The organism is Alloyangia pacifica (assembly GCF_020524285.1).
GTDB classification, from domain to species: Bacteria; Pseudomonadota; Alphaproteobacteria; order Rhodobacterales; family Rhodobacteraceae; genus Salipiger; species Salipiger pacificus_B.
Genome location: NZ_JAIVKX010000004.1, coordinates 64455 through 84120, shown reverse-complemented (window position 1 = coordinate 84120; position 19666 = coordinate 64455). Strand labels below are relative to the sequence as shown.

The window sequence follows — 19666 nt, the reverse complement described above, 5'->3', positions numbered from 1 at the left end:
AAGATGAACGGAGACAGGCACATGCAGGCAGCAGCGGCGGGATTTGCCCTCGGGCTTTCGCTGATCGTGGCCATCGGCGCGCAGAACGCCTTTGTGCTGCGGCAGGGGCTGCGGCGCGAGCACGTGCTGCCGGTGGTGCTGGTCTGCGCGCTGTCGGATGCGGTGCTGATCGCGGCCGGGGTGGCGGGCTTCGGAATGCTGGCGACACATCTGCCGGGGCTCGAGACGGCCATGCGCTGGCTCGGTGCGTGCTTCCTGACTTGGTACGGCGCGCGTACGCTGCGTGCGGCCCTGCGCGGCGGCGGGGCGTTGCGGGCAGAGGCTGCGCCGGGGCATGGATCGCTCCGCCGCGTGCTGCTGACCTGCCTGGCGCTGACCTGGCTCAACCCGCATGTCTACCTCGACACGGTGATGCTGCTCGGCGCCATCTCGGCGCAATACGACAGCCGTCTGCACTTCGGGCTCGGCGCGGTGACGGCTTCCTTGCTCTTCTTCTTCGCGCTCGGCTTCGGCGCGCGGCTGCTGGCGCCGGTCTTTGCGAGGCCCGTGGCCTGGCGCGTGCTCGACCTGGTGATCGGTCTGACCATGTGGCTCATCGCGGTGAAACTGCTGCTGGGGTGAGTGCGGCCCCTTGCGCTTGGCGCAGGGCGCGCTACCAACATCGCCATGAGTACGACGAGCACGATCCGCACGACGCAGGCAAACCCGGTCCGGGGCATCCTTTTCATGGTGCTCACGGGGCTCTGCTTCGTGGGGGTGACGGTGACGGTCAAACTGCTGCACGGCCGGGTGCCGGCGGCGGAATCGGCCTTCCTGCGCTACCTGCTCGGGCTCGTCTTCCTGATCCCCATGTGGAAGTCGCTGCGTGATCTTCGGATGACAGGGCGCCAGTGGCGCCTCTCGGCCCTGCGCGGCGGTGCGCAGACGCTGGGGGTGATCTGCTGGTTCTTCGCCATGACGCGCATCCCGCTGGCCGAGGTCACGGCGATGAACTACCTGACGCCGATCTACGTGACGGTGCTGGCGGTGCTCGTGCTCGGCGAGCGGCTTGCGGTGCGCCGCATCCTCGCCATCGTCGCGGCGCTCGGCGGCGCGCTGCTGATCCTGCGGCCGGGGTTCCGCGAGCTCGATCCCGGGCATTTCGCCATGCTCGCCACCTCGTTGATGTTCGCCATCTCCTACCTCATCGCGAAGATCATCACCGACGAGCTTTCGCCCTCCATCGCGCTGGCGCTGCTGTCGATCTCGGTGACGCTGGGGCTCTTTCCCTTTGCGCTCGCAGTCTGGGTCTGGCCGAGCTGGAGCGACCTCGCGATCCTCATGGCCACGGCCACCTTTGCCACCGGCGGGCATTACGCCATGGTGCTGGCCTTCGCGAGTGCGCCGGTGACGGTCACCCAGCCGGTGACCTTCCTGCAACTGGTCTGGTCGGTGGCCATCGGCGCGCTGTTCTTTGCCGAGCCGGTCGACCCCTTCGTGGTCGGTGGCGGGCTGGTGATCATCGGCTCGGTGCTCTTTATCACCCTGCGCGAGGCGATGCTGAAACGCCGGGTGACGCCCTCGGGGCCCGACACGAAGTTCTGAGCGGGCAGGGCGGCCCGCCGCGTGCCTTGGAAACACAGCGTTTCCGGTTCACGAAAAATCCGCGTTCGCATCGCATTTGCGCCGCATTCCCGGTCAAGAGTTTCCCTCAATGAAACAGTTTAACCGGGTATGTAACCATGTTTGCCAACAACACATTGACCGAGTCGCTCGATGATGTCCGTGCCTTCCTGCTCGCCGAGCGCGGCAAGTCGTTGTCCGAGACCGAGTGGCGCTTCCGCATGAAGGGCTACGGCTACCAGCTGCGCCGCACCGCGCGGGGCATGGAGGTGTCGCGCCTGCCGCAGAACCGCCTGCTGGGAATGCTCGACGCCTGATCCGCGCGTCGTGTCCTGCGGCACACGCCCTTAGGGAGACTGATCGGGCCGCCTTGTCCTCGCCACGTTGCGCGGCGAGATTGGCCGGATGATCAGCATTTGTTCACGCTTTGTAAGCGTTTCATTCACCATCGTTTCCCTAGCGTCACCCTGGGTCAGCCTCGTCGCCGGCGCGGCGTCGGCGCAGCCGGATTTCTCCGGCGCGGTCCGGGTGATCGACGGCGATACCTTCGACGTGGGCGACGTCCGCGTGCGCCTGTTCGGCGTCGATGCGCCCGAGCAGGGCCAGACCTGCGGCGGCAACGGGTCCGGGAACTGGGCCTGCGGCGCCTGGGTCACCTCCGAGGTCCGCGCCCGTTACGAGGGCCGCCGTGCCCGCTGCGAGCGGCTCGACACCGACCGCTATGGCCGCGCCGTCGCGCGTTGCGCGGTGGACGGCGATGACATGGGCCGTGCGCTGGTCTCCGACGGGCTCGCCTTCGCCTATCGCACCTACTCGCTCGACTATGACCTCGACGAGAAACGCGCCGCCGTGCGCGGCGTCGGGGTGCATGGCACCAAGGTGCAGCGCCCCGCCGAGTTCCGCGCCGAGACCCGCCGGGCCGCCAATGCCGCCGCCTTGTCCGAGGCACCGCAGGGGTGCGTCATCAAGGGCAATATCTCCTCGAAGGGGACGCCCATTTACCACATGCCGGGGCAGAAGCACTACGGGCCGACCCGGATCGACGAAGGGAAGGGAGAGCGTTGGTTCTGCTCTGAAGCCCAGGCGCGCAGCGCCGGCTGGCGCAGGGCCCGCCAGTAGCGTGCCCCCTGCAGATCGGTCGCATGACTTCGGGGCATGTTGATCCGCATCAAGGTGGGACGGCCCTGGCCATGACAAGACTTGGGGAAGACAAGAAAAGGAGGCATAGGCCCATGTCCCACGTTCCGCACACGCTCGCCGAAGAGTTCCCGCAGTTCGCCGTTCGCATCTCCGAGCTGAAGCAGCAGGGCGGCCATTTCGCCACGCTCGCCGAGCGCTACTACGAGGTGAACCGCGAGGTGAATGGTGCCGAGAGCGGGCTCACCCCGATGGAGGGGCTCGCCGAGGCCGACCTGCGCAAGAAGCGCGCTGCGCTGAAAGATGAGATCTACGCGCTGCTGACCGCCGACGCCGAGGGCGTCGAGGGTTAATTGAGCAGCGGCTCGATTTCCGAGGTGATCGGATCGGAGAGGGGCAGCGTCGTGCTGCCCCAACCCGCGACGAACTCGCCCTCGGGACCGATCAGCACCTTGTTGAAATTCCACGAGGGCGCATAGCCCTCGTCCTCGGCCAGCCCCCGGAAGAACGGGTGCGCCTCTTCGCCGACCACATGGGTGATCGTGGTCATCGGCATGTCGAGATCGAAGTTGATCTCGCAGTAGTCCTTGACCTCGGCCTCGCTGCCCAGCTCCTGCTTGAAATCGTTGGACGGCACCGCCATCACCACCAGTCCGCGGGCGCGGTAACGGTCATAGAGATCCTGCAGCCCGTCGAACTGCGGGGCGAAGCCGCAGCGCGAGGCGGTGTTGACCACCAGCACCGGGCCGCCGCGCCAGCTTTCGAGATCCAGCGTGCCGCCGTCGATCGACTGGAAAACCGTCGCCTCGGAGGCTTTGCCGGGTAGGGCGAGGGCGGGCAGGGCGATGGTGGCCATCACGGCGAGCAGGGGGGCGATACGCATGGGGCGACTCCTTTGGGCTCACAGATAGTCTCGCTGACGTGAAGTCAATGAAACGATTACGGCCCCGGGCGCGGATCGGATCTGCGCCGGCGCGGAATTTCCGAAATCTCTTGGAGCCCGGTGGCGCCCCGCCTATCTTTTCCCTTCAGGAGGTGACGCCATGGCCGGAGGCTGGAGCCGCGACGGTGCGGTGCAGGAGCAGATCGAGGACAGCATCAAGGACGAGCTGTCGCGCATGCAGGCGCGCAGGCGCCCGACGGGCGAGAGCGCGACCCATTGCGCCGAATGTGAGGAACCGATCCCCGAGAAGCGCCGCGTGGCGATCCCGGGGGTGAAGCTCTGCATCGACTGCCAGCAGGAGCGCGATGGCGCCTTCCAGGCGCGCGGCGGCATCAACCGGCGCGGCTCGAAGGACAGCCAGCTCAAATAAGGTCGTCTTTGCCGAGGCGGGGCTTTCAGCGCCTGTCGTCTTCTGGGCCGTCCTCTGGCGCGTCGTCCCCGGGCGCATCTTCGTCGCGGTCATCTGCGCCAGGCTCGGCGCGCTCGCGCAGCGCCTTGCCGCGCCGCAGCCCGCGCCGATAGAGCGGCATCACGTCCAGCATCGCCACGGCAAAGCCGAGCGGGATCATCCAGAAGCCGAGGACCGGCAGGAAGCCGAGGATCCCGCCGCAGATCAGCAGCAAGCCCAGCACCAGCCGCAGCCCTGGCGGGACGCGCCGCCGCACGTGCACCAGGAAGTGCTGCATGCGCCGCTTGAGGCTGCGCCGCGGGGGCTTGGAAGCCTGACGATCATCTGGAGCGGGGGCCGGGGAGGGCATCGGAGCGGCTCCTTGGGGGCCTCGGGAGACACGGGAAAACACGGGGGAGTTCGGGGGAGCGGACGGACATCCGCGAAGGCAAACGGGCGGGCCCCGCAGGGCCCGCCCGGGAGATCAGTCTTCCATCGCCTCGAGCTCGTCGATGAAACCCTCGATCATCGACAGCCCCTTGTCCCAGAACTTGGGATCGGTGGCGTCGAGGCCGAAGGGCTCGAGCAGCGCCTTGTGGTGCTTCGAGCCGCCCGCCTTGAGCATCTCGAAATACTTGTCCTGGAAGCCCTCGGGGCTTTGCTCGTATTCGGCATAGAGCGCGTTCACCAGCCCGTCGCCGAAGGCATAGGCGTAGACGTAGAAGGGCGAGTGCACGAAGTGCGGGATATAGGCCCAGAAGGTCTCGTAGCCCGGCATGAAGTCGAAGGCCTCGCCGAGGCTCTCGGCCTGCACCGACATCCACAGCACGTTGATGTCCTCGGGGGTCAGCTCGCCGCCGCGCCGCGCCTCGTGCAGCTTGCACTCGAAGTCGTAGAAGGCGATCTGCCGCACTACGGTGTTGATCATGTCCTCGACCTTGCCGGCGAGCATGACCTTGCGTTCCTGCTGGTCCTTCGCCTTGGCCAGCATGGCGCGGAAGGTCAGCATCTCGCCGAACACCGAGGCGGTCTCGGCCAGCGTCAGCGGCGTCGAGGCCAGCATCTCGCCCTGACCCGCCGCCAGCACCTGGTGCACGCCGTGGCCCAGTTCGTGCGCCAGGGTCATCACGTCGCGCGGCTTGCCGAGGTAGTTGAGCAGCACGTAGGGGTGCGCATCGGTCACCGTAGGGTGGGCAAAGGCGCCGGGCGCCTTGCCGGGCTTGGCGGCGGCGTCGATCCAGCCCTTGTTGAAGAAGGGCTCGGCGATCTCGGCCATGCGCGGATCGAAGCCGGCATAGGCCTCCATGACGGTCTTCTCGGCCTCGTCCCAGCCGACGATGCGGTCGGTTTCCATCGGCAACGGCGCGTTGCGGTCCCAGACCTGCATGCGGTCGAGCCCCAGCCACTTGCGCTTCAGCTCGTAGTAGCGGTGCGACAGCCGCGGGTAGGCATTCACCACGGCGTTGCGCAGCGCTTCCACCACCTCGGGCTCGACGTCGTTGGCCAGGTGCCGGGCGTGCTGCGCCGAGGGCATCTTGCGCCAGCGATCCATGACCTCCTTTTCCTTGGCCTGGGTGTTGTGCACCCGGGCAAAGGTCTTGATGTTCTCTCCGAACACACGCGCCAGTTCATGGGCAGCCGCCTCGCGCTTGGAGCGGTCCTGTTCGGTGAGCAGGTTGAGCGTGCTCTCGATGCTCATCTCCTCGCCGTCGACGGTGAAGGTCAGCCCGGCGATGGTCTCGTCGAAGAGCCGCTCCCAGGCATCGCCGACGACGCCCAAGTCGTGCAGGAAATGCTCCATTTCGTCCGACAGCTGGTGCGGTTTCATCGCGCGGATGCGATCAAAGGCGGGCTTGTAGCGGCCGAGCTCGGGGTCGGCGGCGAAGAGCCCGTCCAGAACGTCGTCGTCCAGCCGGTTCAGCTCCAGCGTGAAGAACACCAGCGGCGTGGTGTAATGGGTGATCTTTTCCTGGCAGTCCGACAGGAACTTGGCGCGCTCGGCGTCCACCGTGAGCTGGTAGTAGCGCAGGCCCGCGTAGGACATGATGCGGCCGCCGATCGCCTCGATCTTCTCGTGGCGGCGGATCATCTCGAGGAAGCCGGCGGCATCGAGCGCGCCCAGCTTGCCCTCGTAGTCTTCGGCGAAGCGCGCGCAGGCGTCTTCGAGCCAGTCGAGGTCCCGTTTCACCTCGGGCGCGTCGGGCGCGGGGTAGAGATCACTCAGGTCCCATTCCGGCAGATCGCCGAGGTTCTTGCCCCCGGCAGTGGCGGTTGCATCAAAAACGGGCCGAACGCTCATCGCGTGTCTCCTTGTTGTCTTTCTTGGGGAACAGGTAAGAGGCTGTCCCCCGGCAGTTCAAGGGCGAAGGTGCCGGCTGGCACGATGCCCCTTCGTCTAGATGAAAATATCCCGGGGTGAGGCGCGCAGCGCCGAGGGGCAGCGCCCCTCGGCCCCGCGGGCCGCAGGTCACTCCGCCACGCAGTCGGCGAAATACTCCACCGAGCCATCCGGCATCTGCTCCTGCACGAGGCCGTGGATATCGGTCTCGAAGCCGGGGCATTCACGGGCGAACTCGCGGTTGAAGCGCAGGTAGTCGACGATGCGCTTGTTGAACACCTCGCCGGGGATGAGCAGCGGGATGCCCGGCGGGTAGGGGGTGACCAGCGAGGTGGTGATGCGCCCCTCGAGCTCGTCGATCGGCACGCGCTTCGTGGTGCGGCGGGCGATATGCGAGAAGGCCTCGCCGGGGTTCATCGCCGGGGTGAGGTCGCTGAGGTAGATCTCGGTGGTCAGCCGCGCCACGTCGTACTTGGCGTACTGCGCGTGCACGTGCTGGCACAGATCCTTCAGCCCCATGCGCTCGTAGCGGCGGTGCTTGGCGCAGAACTCCGGCATCGAGCGCCACATCGGCTGGTTCTTGGCGTAGTCGTCCTTGAACTGCTGCAGCGCGGTCAGCAGCGTGTTCCAGCGGCCCTTGGTGATGCCGATGGTGAACATGATGAAGAAGCTGTAGAGCCCGGTCTTTTCCACCACCACGCCGTGCTCGGCCAGGTACTTGGTGACGATCGAGGCCGGGATGCCCCAGTCGTCGAAGCGGCCGTCGAGATCGAGGCCGGGGGTGATGATCGTTGCCTTGATCGGGTCGAGCATGTTGAAGCCCGGCGCCATGTCGCCGAAGCCGTGCCAGCTGTCAGTGCCGCTGCTCTCGACGCCCTCGGCGTCGGTCTTCTTCAGCACCCAGTCGCGGGTCCGGCCCATGCCGTCGCTGTTGTGGTCGAAGTCCTCGGGGCCCCAGACCTTGAACCACCAGTCGTCGGCGCCGTACTCCTCGTCGACCTTGTGCATGGCGCGGCGGAATTCCAGCGCCTCGACGATGCTCTCCTCGACCAGCGCGGTGCCGCCCGGCGGCTCCATCATCGCCGCCGCCACATCGCAGGAGGCGATGATGCTGTACTGCGGGCTGGTGGAGGTGTGCATGAGGTAGGCTTCGTTGAACAGGTGCCGGTCGAGCTTGGTCTCTTCGCTGTCCTGCACCAGCACGTGGCTGGCCTGCGAAATCCCCGCCAGCAGCTTGTGCACCGACTGGGTGGCATAGGTCACCGACTTCTTGGTGCGGCCGCGCTTGCGCCCCATGGCGTGATAGGTGCCGTAGAACGGGTGGAAGGCCGCATGCGGCAGCCACGCTTCGTCGAAATGCAGGTTCTCGACATAACCGTCGAGCAGCCCCTTGATCTCCTCGGTGTTGTAGAGAACCCCGTCGTAGGTGGACTGGGTGAGGGTCAGGATACGCGGCTGCACGGTGTCGGCATCCACGTCCTTGAGCAGCGGGTTGGCGCGGATCTTCGCCTTGATGCTCTCGATCTCGAACTCGCTGCGCTGGATCGGGCCGATGATGCCCCAGTGGTTGCGCGTCGGCTTGAGGAACACCGGGATCGCCCCGGTCATGATGATCGAGTGCAGGATCGACTTGTGACAGTTGCGGTCCACGACCACGACGTCCCCGGGCGCAACGCTGTGGTGCCAGACCATCTTGTTGGAGGTCGAGGTGCCGTTGGTGACGAAGAAGCAGTGGTCGGCGTTGAAGATGCGCGCGGCATTGCGCTCGGACTCGCCGATGGCGCCGTTGTGGTCCAGAAGCTGGCCCAGTTCCTCGACCGCGTTGCAGACGTCGGCGCGCAGCATGTTCTCGCCGTAGAACTGGTGGTACATCTGGCCGATCGGCGACTTCAGGAAGGCGACTCCACCCGAGTGCCCGGGGCAGTGCCACGAGTAGGAGCCATCCTCGGCGTAATCGAGCAGCGCCTTGAAGAACGGCGGCTGGATTCCCTCGAGGTAGCTGCGCGCCTCGCGGATGATGTGCTTGGCGACGAATTCCGGCGTGTCCTCGAACATGTGGATGAAGCCGTGCAGCTCGCGCAGGATGTCGTTCGGCAGGTGCCGCGAGGTCTTGGTCTCGCCGTAGATGTAGATCGGCACGTCCTCGTTCTTCCAGCGCAGCTCCTCGATGAAGTTGCGTAGGTTCAGAACCGCAGGATCAAGCTCGGGGCCGGGCGAGAATTCCTCGTCGTCGATCGACAGGACGAAGGCGCTGGCGCGGGATTGCTGCTGGGCAAATTGCGACAGGTCACCGTAGCTGGTGACGCCGAGCACTTCGAACCCCTCGGCCTCGATGGCTTCGGCGAGCGCGCGGATGCCGAGGCCCGAGCTGTTCTCGGAGCGGAAATCTTCGTCGATGATCACGATGGGGAAGCGGAACTTCATTCTTTTCTCCAACAGGGGGTCTTTCGTTGGGTGGATGTGCGGTCGCCGAGGCCTTGGGCCCCTGTTCCGGGCGGGTCTTCGGGGCGCGGTGTGATGCCCCTATAATGATCGGATGTTTCTTTCTTTTGAACCCGTCCCCGTCAAGGGCCTGCGTGTGGACCGGCGCGGCGGGCGGCGGGCCTCAGCCATAGGCGCCGAGCAGCGATTTCAGTCCCTCCAGCGTGTCGATCTCGTCCACCGGCTTGTCGCGGCGCCAGCGCGCCATGCGCGGAAAGCGCAGCGCGATGCCGGACTTGTGACGCGCGCTCTCCTGTATCCCCTCGAAGGCGATCTCGAAGACCAGCTCGGGGGTGACCTGCCGCACCGGGCCGAAGCGCTGCTGGGTGTTGCGCTTCACCCAGCGGGTGATCTCGTCGAACTCGGCGTCGGTGAGGCCGGAATAGGCCTTGGTGAAGGGCACCAGCCCGTTGCCGTCCTTCACCGCGAAGGTGAAATCGGTGAAGAGGTTCGCGCGGCGGCCGTGGCCCTGCTGGGCGTAGATCATCACCGCGTCGACGCTGAGCGGGTCGAGTTTCCATTTCCACCAGTCGCCGCGCTTGCGCCCATCGCGGTAGGCCGAGTCCCGGTGCTTCAGCATCAGCCCCTCCGAACGGTGCTCGCGGGCGCGTTCGCGGCGCGCGGCAAGGGCGGGCCAATCGGTCTCGGCCAGAAGCGGCGAGGGCATCACGGCGGCATCTTCCGGCAGCCCGTTCAGCAGGGTCTCGAGCCGGGCGCGGCGGTCAGACAGGGGCAGGGCGCGGATGTCCGCGCCCTCGTGCTCCAGCAGGTCATAGGCCAGCATCCGCACCGGCGCCTCGGTCAGCAGCTTCTTCGGCACGGTCTTGCGCCCGATGCGCGGCTGCAGTTGCGCGAAGGGCAGCGGGGCGCCGTCCTTCCAGGCGAGAATCTCGCCGTCCAGCACCGTGCCCGGCGGCAGGAAATCGGGCGTGCGGGCGAACTCGGGGAAACGGTCGGTGATCAGCTCCTCGCCGCGTGACCACAGATGATGCGTGCCGCCGCGCAGGATGAGTTGGCCGCGGATGCCGTCCCACTTCCACTCCGCGAGCCAGTCGCCGGGATCGCCGAGGCTGGCCGCCTCGGCCTCGAGCGGTGAGGCGAGGCAGAACGGGTAGGGGCGGCTTTCGTCCTCGGTGGCGTCCTCCTCGGCGGTCAGCTGGTCCCACGTGGTGTCCTCGGGCTGCCAGTTGCCCATCAGCCGCAGCGCCATGGCGGGCTCGTCCACGCCGGTCGCCTCGGCCAGCGCGCGGGTCATCAGCTTGCGGCTGATGCCGATGCGAAAGCCGCCGGTGATGAGCTTGTTGAACAGGAAGCGTTCGGTGGCATCGAGCTGGTCCCAGACCTCCAGCACCGCTACCCTGCGCGCCTCGGGTTCCATCCCGGCCAGGCCTTTGACGACACCGATCCAGTGCGCCAGATCGCGCTCCTCGCGCGATGCGGCGGGGGGCAGGATCAGCGCGATGGTCTCGGCCAGATCTCCGACGATCGGGTAGCTCTCCTCGAACAGCCAGAGCGGGATGCCCGCCCGCTCGGCGGCCCATTCGCGCAGCAAGGTGGTGGTCACCGCCCGCTTCGGACGGCGCCCCGAGAAGAGCGCCACGGCCCAGAGGCGATCCGCCTCGGGCGCGGTCCGGAAGAACTCCGTAAGAGCGGCAGTTTTCTTAGAAGTTCTAGTGGTTTGGTCGAGCTTTGTGAAGAGGCGCGCGAAGTCCTTCATGCGGCGTCTCCGGTTTGCTCGGAATTGTCTTCGTCGCCGCCGAATTCGGTGGGCACCGGGGTGGCCTCATAGCCTTCGATGCGCAGGTACTGCGCGAAGATATCCACGTAACCATGTGTCGGAAATACCCTTTCCGCGCCGGTTTCCTTTATCGCGCGCAGCAGCGCGGGCCAGTCCGCGTGATCCGAGATGACAAAGCCGCGCTGCACCCCGCGCCGTCGCCGCACGCCGCGCAGCCGCATCCAGCCGGAGGCGAAGCCGGTCTGCGCCGGGCCGAATTTTCGGGCCCAGGAGGTGCCGAAGGCCGAGGGCGGTGCGACGACCATCGGTGCCGGATGCGCCTTGCGGTCGAAGTCCGGGGTGACCGGGATCGTCTCGCAGGCGAACGCCCCGGCGGCGCGCAGCACGGCGTTGCTGCCTTCCACCGCGCCGTGGGTGAGGATCGGGCCGATCTCGGGGTCGAGCATAGAGATCAGCCGCTGCGCCTTGCCGAGGCTGTAGGCGCCCAGAAGCGAGGCGCGCCCGGCCTCGCGGTTGGCGCGCCACCAGCCGTTGATCTCGGTGGCGACCTCGGCCTGCGGCTGCCAGCGGAACACCGGCAGGCCGAAGGTGCACTCGGTGATGAAGGCATGGCAGCTCACCGGCTCGAAGGGCTCGCTGAGCCCGTCCGGTTCCAGCTTGTAGTCGCCCGAGACCAACCAGACCTCGCCGCCGACCTCGACCCGCACCTGCGCTGATCCCGGCACGTGGCCCGCAGGGTGAAAACTGACCGTGGCGCCGCCGATCTGCAGCGGGGTGCCGAACGCCAGTTCCTGCACCTCGACCCCCAGCCGGTGGCGGATCATCGCCGCGGTGAGCGGGGTGGCGAGATAGCTGCCGTGTCCGGGGCGGGCATGGTCGGAATGGGCGTGGGTGATCAGCGCCCGCGGCACCGGCCGCCAGGGATCGATGTAGATATCCGCCGCGGGGCAGTAGATGCCGCGCTCGGTGAAGCTGAGAACCGGGTCCGCCATGGCCGGAAGAATAGGGCGCGCGCGGCGTGAAGCCAGATGTGCCGGCGGATCAGGCCTGCTCGGCGGCCTGTGCCTCCTCGGCGCCCTGCCGGTAGTGCGCCACGAGCTGCGAGACGATGCGGCTGCGGGTCACCATGTCCTCCATCAGCACCTCGTGCTCGCCGGCCTGGATCATCTCGAGCCGCCCGCCGGGCCATCTGCCCATGCGGGCACGGATGCGGGCCGGGTCCACGACCCGTTCGTTGCTGCCGAGGTAGGTCAGGCAGGGCACATCGGGCGCGGGCAGGCGCGAAAGCGACAGGCATTCCGCCAGCGCCTCGTGCAGCCAGCGCAGCGACGGTCCGCCGAGCGCCAGCTCGGGCACCTCGGTGACCTGCCGCAGCATGTAGTCCCAGCCGGCGCGGTCGGTGGTCAGCACGTTGCCCTCGAAGGCGGTGCGGGCGAGGTAGCTGCCGGGCCCGGTCGAGGGGGCGTAGAGATGCCCCATGCCCATGCGCGCGCCGGACCAGCTCAGCGCCCAGGCGGCGGGGCGCACGGGGCCGAGCATGCGGATGCCCCACATCGGTGCGGTGAAGCCGGCGCTCGCGACGGGAAGATCGCGGGTCAGGGCGCGCAGCCCGATGGCGCCGCCCATGGAATGCGCCAGCAGGTGCAGCGGGCGGGGCAGGCCGAGCATGTCCACCGCGTCGAGCAGCGCCGCCACGTCCTTCTGGTAGTCGGCGAAAAGGTGCACGTGGCCGGTCTGCACGTCCTCGAGCATGCGGTCCGCAAGCCCCTGTCCGCGCCAGTCGATCGCCACGACGTGAAAGCCGCGCGCCGCGAAGTCGCGGGCGACACGGCCGTATTTCTCGACATATTCGGTGCGTCCGGGAAAGAGCAGCACCGTGCCCTCGGCAGCCTCGGGGGCCGGGTAATGGGCGATGCGCAGGCGCAGCCCGTCCTCGGCGCGCAGCCAGAAGGCGCTGCCCCCCTCGGGTCCATCGGCCAGCTCGGCATGGAAGGGGGCCGGGTCGAGCATCAGGCCAGCACCCCCGCCAACCGCATCGCCGCGCCCATGTCGCCGTCGACCTTGAGCTTGCCGGTCATGAAGGCGGTGGTCGGGTTCTTCTCGCCGTCGATGATGGCGCGGAAGGTCTCGGTGTCGGCGGTGAGGGTCACGTCGGCCTCGTCATCCCCGACCCGCGCGCCGTTCTCGTCGACGATCAGGCTGCCTTTGCCCTCGATGACGAACTTGGCAACGCCGGCGAATCCCTTTCCGTCCAGCTTGCTGTTCAGCGCGGCCACTGCCGCCTTGACCGTTTCGCTCATCCTGCGGGCACTCCTCACGAATTCCTGTGCTGGCAAAGCGCCAGCTGTGCGCTACACTTCCCTCTATGAGCATCCTCATCCGCGAATTCAAATCTAGAACGCTTGCGGCGCTGGCCCTAGTCACGTTTTCCCTACCTGGTGCCGCCGTCGCGGACCGGGCGGACGAGCTCCTGGCCGAGCTGGCCGAGGCGCCGAGCCCCGAGATCGCAGACCGGCTGGAGCGCGACCTGATGGGCGAATGGTCGAAATCCGGCTCGCCCGCCATGGACCTGCTGCTCAAGCGCGGTCGCGATGCGCTGGAGGTGAGCGATTTCCAGACCGCCATCGAGCATCTGACCGCGCTCACCGATCACGCGCCGGGCTTCGCCGAGGGCTGGAGCACGCTGGCGCTGGCCTATTACGCCTCGGATGCGCTCGGCCCGGCGATGGATGCTTTGGAGCACACGCTGGCGCTCAACCCGAACCACTTCGGGGCGCTGCAGGGGGTGGGGGCGATCCACGAGGAGCTTGGCGATCTTGACCTTGCCTATCGCGCCTATTCCCGGGTAGTTGAGCTTCGGCCCTATGACAGCGATGTCACCGAGGCCATCGAACGGCTCGAGACGCAGGTCAACGGCGTTTCACTCTGAGGCACCGGCACACGGAACTGGCGGGCTGACCCGCCGGAGACGCCAAGACCGGAAGAGGAAAGACAAGGCCCCCTCCCATGGCCCAACGCGCACGGATCGCGGCCGTTCTCGGCCCGACCAACACAGGCAAGACCCATTACGCCATCGAACGGATGCTGGCGCACAGGACCGGCATGATCGGACTGCCGCTGCGGCTTCTGGCGCGCGAGGTCTACGACAAGGTCGTAGCCGCCCGCGGCCCCTCGGTCGCCGCGCTGGTGACCGGCGAGGAGCGCATCGTGCCGCCGCGCGCGCAGTACTGGATCTGCACCGTCGAGGCGATGCCCGAGGGCATGGGCTGCGACTTCGTGGCGATCGACGAGATCCAGCTCTGCGCCGACCCCGAGCGCGGCCATGTCTTCACCGACCGGCTGCTGCGCATGCGCGGGCTGAACGAGACGCTGTTCCTCGGCTCCGACACCATGCGCGGGCCGATCTCGCAGCTGGTGAAGGGCGTGGAGTTCATGCGCCGCGACCGCATGAGCCAGCTGATGTACTCCGGCTCGAAGAAAATCAGCCGCATGCAGCCGCGCAGCGCCATCGTCGGCTTCTCGGTGGACAACGTCTATGCCATCGCCGAGCTGCTGCGCCGCACCAAGGGCGGGGCGGCCGTGGTGATGGGGGCGCTCAGCCCGCGCACCCGCAATGCGCAGGTCGAGCTCTACCAGAACGGCGACGTCGATTACCTCGTGGCGACCGATGCCATCGGCATGGGACTCAATCTCGATGTCGACCACGTGGCGTTTTCCTCGCTGCGGAAGTTCGACGGGCGGCGGATGCGCGAGCTTCAGCCGAACGAACTGGCGCAGATCGCCGGCCGGGCGGGGCGGGGTATGCGCGACGGCACCTTCGGCACCACCGGCGAGGCCGGGCAGATCCCTGAGGACTGGGTCGAGGCTATCACCAGCCACAGCTTCACCCCGCTCAAGAAGCTCAACTGGCGGAATCCGCAGCTGAAATTCGGCTCGCCCGAGGCGCTGATCGACTCGCTCGAGAAGGCGCCGGACGATCTGTCGCTGGTCAAGGCGCGCGAGGCGGACGACCTGATGTCGCTCAAATCGCTGAACTCGCAGGCGGAGGTGCGCGCCCGCGCCTCGGATCCGGCCTCGGTCAAGCTGCTCTGGGACGTCTGCCGTATTCCCGATTTCCGCGGGATCAGTCATAATGAACACGCCGCCATGCTGCAGGTGATCTACCAGCACCTGCACGAGCGCGGCAGCATTCCGCGCGATTTCATGGCGCGGCAGGTGAAACGCATCGATCGAACCGATGGCGACATTGACGCGTTGTCGAAACGGCTGGCATTTATCCGCACTTGGACTTACGTGGCGCAACGCAAAGGTTGGGTCGATGACGAAAGCCATTGGCGCGAGGCAACCCGCGCGGTAGAAGATGCCCTGTCCGACGCGCTCCACGCGCGTCTTACGCAAAGATTTGTTGACCGGCGCACATCAGTGCTCATGCGGCGGTTGAAGCAGAAGGAGGCCCTCTTGGCCGAGGTGAACGAGAACGGAGAAGTGACCGTCGAAGGCGAATTCGTCGGTCGGCTCGAAGGGTTCCGCTTCCGGCAGGATGCCGGCGCAACGGGACAGGAAGCGAAGACGCTGAAGACAGCGTCGCTGCAGGCGCTCGCGCCGCATTTCCACCTGCGGGCGGATCGCTTCTACAACGCGCCCGATACCGAGATCGACTTCACCGAGCAGGGTGGCCTCATGTGGGGCGACCAGGCCGTGGGCAAGCTGATCAAGGGTGACGACGCGCTGAAGCCGCGCGTCGCGGTCTTCGTCGACGACGAAGCCGGCCCCGATGTCGCGCAGAAGGTCGAACGCCGCCTGCAGCATTTCATCGACCGCAAGATCGCGGCGCTCTTCGAGCCGCTGCTGAACATGCAGAACGACGAGACGCTGACCGGGCTCGCCCGCGGCTTCGCCTTCCGTCTGATCGAATCGATGGGCATCATCCCGCGCGGCCAGGTGGCCGACGAGGTGAAGCAACTCGACCAGGACGCCCGCGGCGCGCTGCGCAAGCACGGCGTGCGCTTCGGCCAGTACACAATCTTCATGCCGCTGCTGCTGAAGCCCGCGCCGACGCGCCTGCGGCTGGTGCTGTGGTCGCTGTCGAACGGTCTCGACACCTTCCCCGAGGCACCGCCGCCGGGCCTGGTGACCGTGCCGAACATGCGCGAAGTGCCGATGGCGCATTACACCCTGTCGGGCTACCGCCCCGCGGGCGAGCGCGCGATCCGCATCGACATGCTCGAGCGTCTCGCCGACATGCTGCGCAGCGAGGACAGCCGCGGCGGCTTCGAGGCCAAGGCCGACATGCTGTCGATCACCGGCATGACGCTGGAACAGTTCTCCGACCTCATGCAGGGCCTCGGCTACCGCGCCGAGAAGGGCGAGCGTACCAAGGTGCGCGCGGCCGACAAGGTGCTGACCGAGAGCTCCGATCCCTCCGGCACGCCGGGCGAGGACGAGCCGGTGTTCGACGCCGCGCAGGAAGAAGAGGCGACCCCCGCCGCAATGGCCGACCCGGCCGCTGCGCCCGAGGCCGCCGATGTGGTCGCCGGCTCCGAGACGATCGACGACGAGGGCGTGGCCCCGGTTGCCGAAACGCCGGACGCCGTCGAGGTCGACGACAACATTCCCGAGGCCTCGGAAACCGAGATCCTTCCGGGCGAAGCCCCCGATGCGGCGCTGGCCGGCCCCGAGACCGAGGTGTTCTACACCTTCACCTGGGGTGGCAACCGCGGCGCGCGTGGGGGCCGCCAAGGCGGCCGTGACGCTGCGCGCGAGGGGGGCCGCGAAGGCGGTCGCCAGGCGCGCGGCGGCGGCAAGGGTGGCCCCAAGGCCGGCGGCAAGCCGCGCGGCAAGGGCGGCCCGAAGGGCGGCGGCAAGGGCGGTCCGAAGGGTCCCAAGACCTTCGAATCCCGTCCCGAGAAGAAGGACCGGATCGATCCGGACAACCCCTTCGCCGCAGCGCTCATGGGCTTCAAGGACAAGACCTGAGGCGCAGCGCGCGTGGCTGATCCGGCTCCCAAGCTCCGCATCGACAAATGGCTCTGGCAGGCCCGCTTCTTCAAGACGCGGGGCCTGTCGGCCAAGGCGGTCTCGGCCGGGGTGCGGGTGAACGGGCTCAACGTGTCGAAACCGGCCTTCAACGTGGGGCCGGGGGATGTGCTGACCTTCAGCCAGGCGCGCCAGGTGCGCGTGATCAAGGTCGTGGCGCTCGGCGAGCGCCGCGGCCCGGCGCCCGAGGCGCAGCAACTCTACGAGGATCTTGATCCTCCGCAGCCGAAATCCGAGGACGACGTTCCGCCGGTGCAGCGCCTCGAAGGCAATTCTCGTCCGACCAAGCGCGACCGCAGGAAACTCGATCTTGATCGTGGCCGGGCGCTTGAATGATCTCGTTTGCTGGTCTAGCTAAGCGCCTATCAGCCTTTGAGAGACAGCAATGACCTACGTCGTCACCGAAAATTGTATCGCCTGCAAATACACCGATTGCGTGGAAGTCTGCCCGGTGGACTGTTTCTACGAGGGCGAGAACACGCTGGTGATCCATCCCGACGAATGCATCGACTGCGGCGTCTGCGAGCCCGAGTGCCCGGCCGACGCAATCCGCCCGGACACCGAGCCGGACATGGAGAAGTGGGTGGAGTTCAACCGCAAGTACGCGGAACTCTGGCCGGTGATCATCACCAAGAAGGACCCGCTGCCCGAAGCCGAAGAGCGCGACGGCGAGGCCGACAAGATGACCAAGTACTTCTCGGAAGCCCCGGGCGAAGGCGACTGACAGGGCTGAATGGTGCCTGGCGCGGGGCGCGATTCGTGCCCGAAGCGCCAATCCCCGCTCACGAGGCCGTGTACGGGCACTCAAAGCCTTGGTTTAAAAAACATCTTTCCGGGCCCGGGCGCTCCTAGGAAAGACGTTCATTTTGTGCTATGTTCTGCGCCACTCATGTTGAAACCATGCACACATGACCGGGCCGGTCTGCACCCCGGGGGTTAAGCTTTTCGCGTAAAACCAGACGAACGGAATGCATCTCCTAGCATCCCGTCCGTCTTCTGTCGCGTGTGCTCAAGGTTTTGCTGCTAAGGACGCTGTTGGATGACCAAGACCAAGAAGAACGAATTCCGCCCGAATGACTACGTGGTCTACCCGGCCCATGGCGTGGGTCAGATCATGTCGATCGAGGAGCAGGAAATCGCCGGCCTCAAGCTGGAGCTTTTCGTGATCTCCTTCGAGAAGGACAAGATGACGCTGCGGGTTCCGACCCACAAGGCGACCGAGATCGGCATGCGCTCGCTGTCCTCGCCGGACGTGGTGAGCCAGGCGATGAAGACGCTCAAGGGCAAGGCCAAGGTCAAGCGCGCCATGTGGTCCCGCCGGGCGCAGGAATACGAACAGAAGATCAACTCGGGCGATCTGATCGCCATCGCAGAGGTCGTGCGCGACCTGCACCGCGCCGACGACCAGCGCGAGCAGAGCTACTCGGAGCGTCAGCTCTATGAAGCGGCTCTCGAGCGTCTGACCCGCGAAGTCGCGGCCGTCTCCGGTGGCGATGAAGTGGCCGCTGCCCGTCAGGTGGACGAGGTCCTCGGCCTGCGCGCCGCCTGATCGCAGACACTTCCGACGACATCAAAAGGGCTGCCCCGCGGGGCAGCCCTTTTTCTTTGGCAGCAGGAGGGCGAGAGGCTCGTCCGGTTCCCTCAGTGCAGCTTCAGCTTGGGACGGATGCGGCGCGAGGCGCCGCCGAGCAGGGCGCCCAGGGTGGCGCGCCAGGTGCCCAGCACCGACTTGCGGTGCAGGAAGTGCAGCGAGCGGTAGGCGCGGCGCGCCAGCCAGCCCTCGATGGTGATCGTGCCGATCGCCTTGCCCATCAGCGAGCCCACGGCGCCCTCGTTGCTGATCGCCACCAGCGAGCCGTGATCGGCATAGGAGAAGGCCTTGAGCGGCTTGCCGGCAAGCTGTGCGGCGATCTGGCGCTCCATGAACTCGGCCTGCTGCGTGGCGACCTGCGCGCGCGGCGGCAGCGAGGTCTCCTTGGCCGGCCAGGGGCAGTCGGCGCAGTCGCCGAGCGCGTAGATGTTGTCGTCGGCGAAGGTCTGCAGGGTGGGGCGCACCTTCAGGCGGCCGAGGCTGCCGGTCTCGAACCCGTCAAGCTGGCCGATCACCTCGGGCGCCCGCACGCCCGCGGCCCAGACCGTCAGGTTCGAGCTGAGCGCCGTGCCGTCGGCGAGATGCACCGAGCCGGGCTCGATCCGCGCCACCTTGGCGCCGGTCATCACGTCGATGTGCAGCTCGCGCAGGTGCCGTTCGACCTTGGCCGAGATGTTCTCGGGCAGGGCGCCCAGCACCCGCGGCGCGGCCTCGATCACGCGGATGGTCACCGCGTCGGGGCGGCGCACCTTGTGGATGCCGTTGCGGGCGAACTGGCCGGCGGCCTCGCGCAGCTCGGCAGCCAGCTCGACCCCGGTCGCCCCGGCGCCGATGATGGTCAGCTCCAGCTTGTCGTTCTGGGTGCACAGCGCGCCCGTCTGGAAGCGCAGGAAGAGGTTCAGCAGCTCGGCCTGCAGCCGCTTTGCCTGATTGGGCGTGTCGAGCATCATGCAGTGCTCGGCAACGCCGGGTGTGCCAAAGTCGTTCGAGCGGCTGCCGATGGCCAGCACCAGGATGTCGTAGGGCAGGGCGCGCTTGGGGGCGAGCGGGCGGTTGGCGGGGTCGTTCACCGCCTGAAGCTGCACGAGCCGCTTCTCGCGGTCGATGCCGACGAAGCGCCCGAGCCGGAAGTTGTATTCGTTGCGATGCGAATGCTCGAGCAGGCTGATCTCTTCGTCGAAGCCCTTGGTGCCGGCTGCGAACTCGTGCAACGAGGGTTTCCACATGTGCGAGAGGTTCTCGTCCACCAGGGTGATCTCGGCCTTGCCGGCATGGCCGAAGCGGTGGCTCAGGCGCGTCGCGAGATTGAGTCCGGCGGTGCCGGCGCCCACGATGACGATCTGGGGCGGCTTGGGGGTCTGCTTGGAAGTGTTGGACATGGTCGAGGCATTCGGATCTGTCGACCGGAGGGC

Annotated in this window: 20 protein-coding genes; 11 read left to right on the top strand and 9 right to left on the bottom strand. The window is 67.2% G+C overall.

All coding sequences use genetic code 11. The annotated features are described in order from the left end of the window. The first annotated feature begins 21 nt into the window (after window positions 1-21). The 5 genes from LC039_RS06775 (at window position 22) to LC039_RS06755 (ending at window position 3092) form a co-directional block, all read left to right on the top strand. A complete protein-coding gene (locus LC039_RS06775; protein WP_226622540.1) occupies window positions 22-621 on the top strand; it encodes a LysE/ArgO family amino acid transporter in 600 nt (199 codons plus the stop codon). 45 nt (window positions 622-666) lie between these two features. Beyond that, window positions 667-1584 (top strand): DMT family transporter, encoded by a 918-nt coding sequence (locus LC039_RS06770; RefSeq protein WP_226622538.1) that lies wholly within the window; start codon window positions 667-669, stop codon window positions 1582-1584. Window positions 1585-1721: 137 nt separating this feature from the next. Continuing rightward, the gene (locus tag LC039_RS06765; protein WP_226622537.1) at window positions 1722-1919 is read left to right on the top strand and encodes a hypothetical protein; all 198 of its coding nucleotides are present in this window, start codon (window positions 1722-1724) and stop codon (window positions 1917-1919) included. Between the two features lie 88 nt (window positions 1920-2007). After that, entirely contained in the window at window positions 2008-2721 is a 714-nt protein-coding gene (locus LC039_RS06760; RefSeq protein ID WP_226622535.1) for a thermonuclease family protein, read from the top strand. Between the two features lie 113 nt (window positions 2722-2834). Beyond that, window positions 2835-3092, top strand: a complete 258-nt coding sequence (locus LC039_RS06755) for a YdcH family protein (protein WP_226622534.1) — start codon at window positions 2835-2837, stop codon at window positions 3090-3092. Here LC039_RS06755 and LC039_RS06750 read toward each other — a convergent pair. Continuing rightward, a complete protein-coding gene (locus tag LC039_RS06750) occupies window positions 3089-3622 on the bottom strand; it encodes a glutathione peroxidase (RefSeq protein ID WP_226622533.1) in 534 nt (177 codons plus the stop codon). The two genes, LC039_RS06755 and LC039_RS06750, sit on opposite strands and share 4 nt — an antisense overlap. Before the next feature lie 160 nt (window positions 3623-3782). Here LC039_RS06750 and LC039_RS06745 point away from each other — a divergent pair, with 160 nt between their 5' ends. Continuing rightward, window positions 3783-4052 carry a DksA/TraR family C4-type zinc finger protein gene (locus LC039_RS06745; RefSeq protein ID WP_226622532.1) on the top strand — a complete coding sequence of 90 codons (270 nt, stop codon included), beginning with the start codon at window positions 3783-3785 and terminating at the stop codon, window positions 4050-4052. A gap of 25 nt (window positions 4053-4077) precedes the next feature. Here LC039_RS06745 and LC039_RS06740 read toward each other — a convergent pair whose 3' ends face one another. The 7 genes from LC039_RS06740 to LC039_RS06710 all read right to left on the bottom strand — a co-directional run bounded on the left by LC039_RS06740 (window position 4078) and on the right by LC039_RS06710 (window position 12927). Next, window positions 4078-4368 (bottom strand): hypothetical protein, encoded by a 291-nt coding sequence (locus tag LC039_RS06740; RefSeq protein WP_226622531.1) that lies wholly within the window; start codon window positions 4366-4368, stop codon window positions 4078-4080. A 186-nt stretch (window positions 4369-4554) separates the two neighbouring features. Continuing rightward, window positions 4555-6369, bottom strand: coding sequence for a M3 family oligoendopeptidase (locus tag LC039_RS06735; protein WP_226622530.1), 1815 nt, complete (start codon window positions 6367-6369; stop codon window positions 4555-4557). Window positions 6370-6537: 168 nt separating this feature from the next. Further along, complete coding sequence (locus LC039_RS06730) at window positions 6538-8832, bottom strand: arginine/lysine/ornithine decarboxylase (RefSeq protein WP_226622528.1); 2295 nt, start codon at window positions 8830-8832, stop codon at window positions 6538-6540. A 181-nt stretch (window positions 8833-9013) separates the two neighbouring features. Further along, on the bottom strand, window positions 9014-10606 hold the full coding sequence (locus LC039_RS06725) for an ATP-dependent DNA ligase (protein ID WP_226622527.1): 1593 nt from the start codon (window positions 10604-10606) through the stop codon (window positions 9014-9016). Continuing rightward, complete coding sequence (locus tag LC039_RS06720; RefSeq protein WP_226622525.1) at window positions 10603-11619, bottom strand: ligase-associated DNA damage response exonuclease; 1017 nt, start codon at window positions 11617-11619, stop codon at window positions 10603-10605. The genes LC039_RS06725 and LC039_RS06720 overlap by 4 nt, the downstream gene beginning before the upstream one ends. A gap of 49 nt (window positions 11620-11668) precedes the next feature. Next, entirely contained in the window at window positions 11669-12637 is a 969-nt protein-coding gene (locus LC039_RS06715) for an alpha/beta fold hydrolase (protein ID WP_226622524.1), read from the bottom strand. After that, window positions 12637-12927: an SCP2 sterol-binding domain-containing protein gene (locus tag LC039_RS06710; protein ID WP_226622522.1), complete on the bottom strand. Its 291-nt coding sequence runs from the start codon at window positions 12925-12927 to the stop codon at window positions 12637-12639. Before LC039_RS06710 ends, LC039_RS06715 begins: the two co-directional genes overlap by 1 nt. A gap of 65 nt (window positions 12928-12992) precedes the next feature. On the opposite strand from LC039_RS06710, the gene LC039_RS06705 reads away from it, so the two are divergent. The 5 genes from LC039_RS06705 to LC039_RS06685 all read left to right on the top strand — a co-directional run bounded on the left by LC039_RS06705 (window position 12993) and on the right by LC039_RS06685 (window position 18212). Beyond that, entirely contained in the window at window positions 12993-13556 is a 564-nt protein-coding gene (locus tag LC039_RS06705) for a hypothetical protein (RefSeq protein ID WP_226622521.1), read from the top strand. A 77-nt stretch (window positions 13557-13633) separates the two neighbouring features. Beyond that, window positions 13634-16603 (top strand): helicase-related protein, encoded by a 2970-nt coding sequence (locus tag LC039_RS06700; protein WP_226622519.1) that lies wholly within the window; start codon window positions 13634-13636, stop codon window positions 16601-16603. Between the two features lie 12 nt (window positions 16604-16615). Further along, on the top strand, window positions 16616-16999 hold the full coding sequence (locus LC039_RS06695; RefSeq protein ID WP_226622517.1) for an RNA-binding S4 domain-containing protein: 384 nt from the start codon (window positions 16616-16618) through the stop codon (window positions 16997-16999). Between the two features lie 49 nt (window positions 17000-17048). Continuing rightward, entirely contained in the window at window positions 17049-17387 is a 339-nt protein-coding gene (fdxA, locus tag LC039_RS06690) for a ferredoxin FdxA (protein ID WP_092430094.1), read from the top strand. 315 nt (window positions 17388-17702) lie between these two features. Beyond that, the gene (locus LC039_RS06685; RefSeq protein WP_066105780.1) at window positions 17703-18212 is read left to right on the top strand and encodes a CarD family transcriptional regulator; all 510 of its coding nucleotides are present in this window, start codon (window positions 17703-17705) and stop codon (window positions 18210-18212) included. Window positions 18213-18304: 92 nt separating this feature from the next. Here the strand turns inward: LC039_RS06685 and LC039_RS06680 are convergent, their stop codons facing one another. After that, window positions 18305-19633 carry an NAD(P)/FAD-dependent oxidoreductase gene (locus LC039_RS06680; protein ID WP_226622516.1) on the bottom strand — a complete coding sequence of 443 codons (1329 nt, stop codon included), beginning with the start codon at window positions 19631-19633 and terminating at the stop codon, window positions 18305-18307. Window positions 19634-19666 lie beyond the last annotated feature (33 nt).

Bases quoted from the DNA above. Each gene is read 5' to 3' on its own strand.
- LC039_RS06715 (WP_226622524.1), bottom strand. From the start codon at position 12,637: ATGCTCGACCCGGCCCCCTTCCATGCCGAGCTGGCCGATGGACCCGAG.
- LC039_RS06775 (WP_226622540.1), top strand. From the start codon at position 22: ATGCAGGCAGCAGCGGCGGGATTTGCCCTCGGGCTTTCGCTGATCGTG.
- LC039_RS06765 (WP_226622537.1), top strand. From the start codon at position 1,722: ATGTTTGCCAACAACACATTGACCGAGTCGCTCGATGATGTCCGTGCC.
- LC039_RS06720 (WP_226622525.1), bottom strand. From the start codon at position 11,619: ATGGCGGACCCGGTTCTCAGCTTCACCGAGCGCGGCATCTACTGCCCC.
- LC039_RS06735 (WP_226622530.1), bottom strand. From the start codon at position 6,369: ATGAGCGTTCGGCCCGTTTTTGATGCAACCGCCACTGCCGGGGGCAAG.
- fdxA (WP_092430094.1), top strand. From the start codon at position 17,049: ATGACCTACGTCGTCACCGAAAATTGTATCGCCTGCAAATACACCGAT.
- LC039_RS06755 (WP_226622534.1), top strand. From the start codon at position 2,835: ATGTCCCACGTTCCGCACACGCTCGCCGAAGAGTTCCCGCAGTTCGCC.
- LC039_RS06760 (WP_226622535.1), top strand. From the start codon at position 2,008: ATGATCAGCATTTGTTCACGCTTTGTAAGCGTTTCATTCACCATCGTT.
- LC039_RS06750 (WP_226622533.1), bottom strand. From the start codon at position 3,622: ATGCGTATCGCCCCCCTGCTCGCCGTGATGGCCACCATCGCCCTGCCC.
- LC039_RS06680 (WP_226622516.1), bottom strand. From the start codon at position 19,633: ATGTCCAACACTTCCAAGCAGACCCCCAAGCCGCCCCAGATCGTCATC.
- LC039_RS06685 (WP_066105780.1), top strand. From the start codon at position 17,703: ATGACCAAGACCAAGAAGAACGAATTCCGCCCGAATGACTACGTGGTC.
- LC039_RS06745 (WP_226622532.1), top strand. From the start codon at position 3,783: ATGGCCGGAGGCTGGAGCCGCGACGGTGCGGTGCAGGAGCAGATCGAG.
- LC039_RS06725 (WP_226622527.1), bottom strand. From the start codon at position 10,606: ATGAAGGACTTCGCGCGCCTCTTCACAAAGCTCGACCAAACCACTAGA.
- LC039_RS06710 (WP_226622522.1), bottom strand. From the start codon at position 12,927: ATGAGCGAAACGGTCAAGGCGGCAGTGGCCGCGCTGAACAGCAAGCTG.
- LC039_RS06770 (WP_226622538.1), top strand. From the start codon at position 667: ATGAGTACGACGAGCACGATCCGCACGACGCAGGCAAACCCGGTCCGG.
- LC039_RS06700 (WP_226622519.1), top strand. From the start codon at position 13,634: ATGGCCCAACGCGCACGGATCGCGGCCGTTCTCGGCCCGACCAACACA.
- LC039_RS06730 (WP_226622528.1), bottom strand. From the start codon at position 8,832: ATGAAGTTCCGCTTCCCCATCGTGATCATCGACGAAGATTTCCGCTCC.
- LC039_RS06705 (WP_226622521.1), top strand. From the start codon at position 12,993: ATGAGCATCCTCATCCGCGAATTCAAATCTAGAACGCTTGCGGCGCTG.
- LC039_RS06740 (WP_226622531.1), bottom strand. From the start codon at position 4,368: ATGCAGCACTTCCTGGTGCACGTGCGGCGGCGCGTCCCGCCAGGGCTG.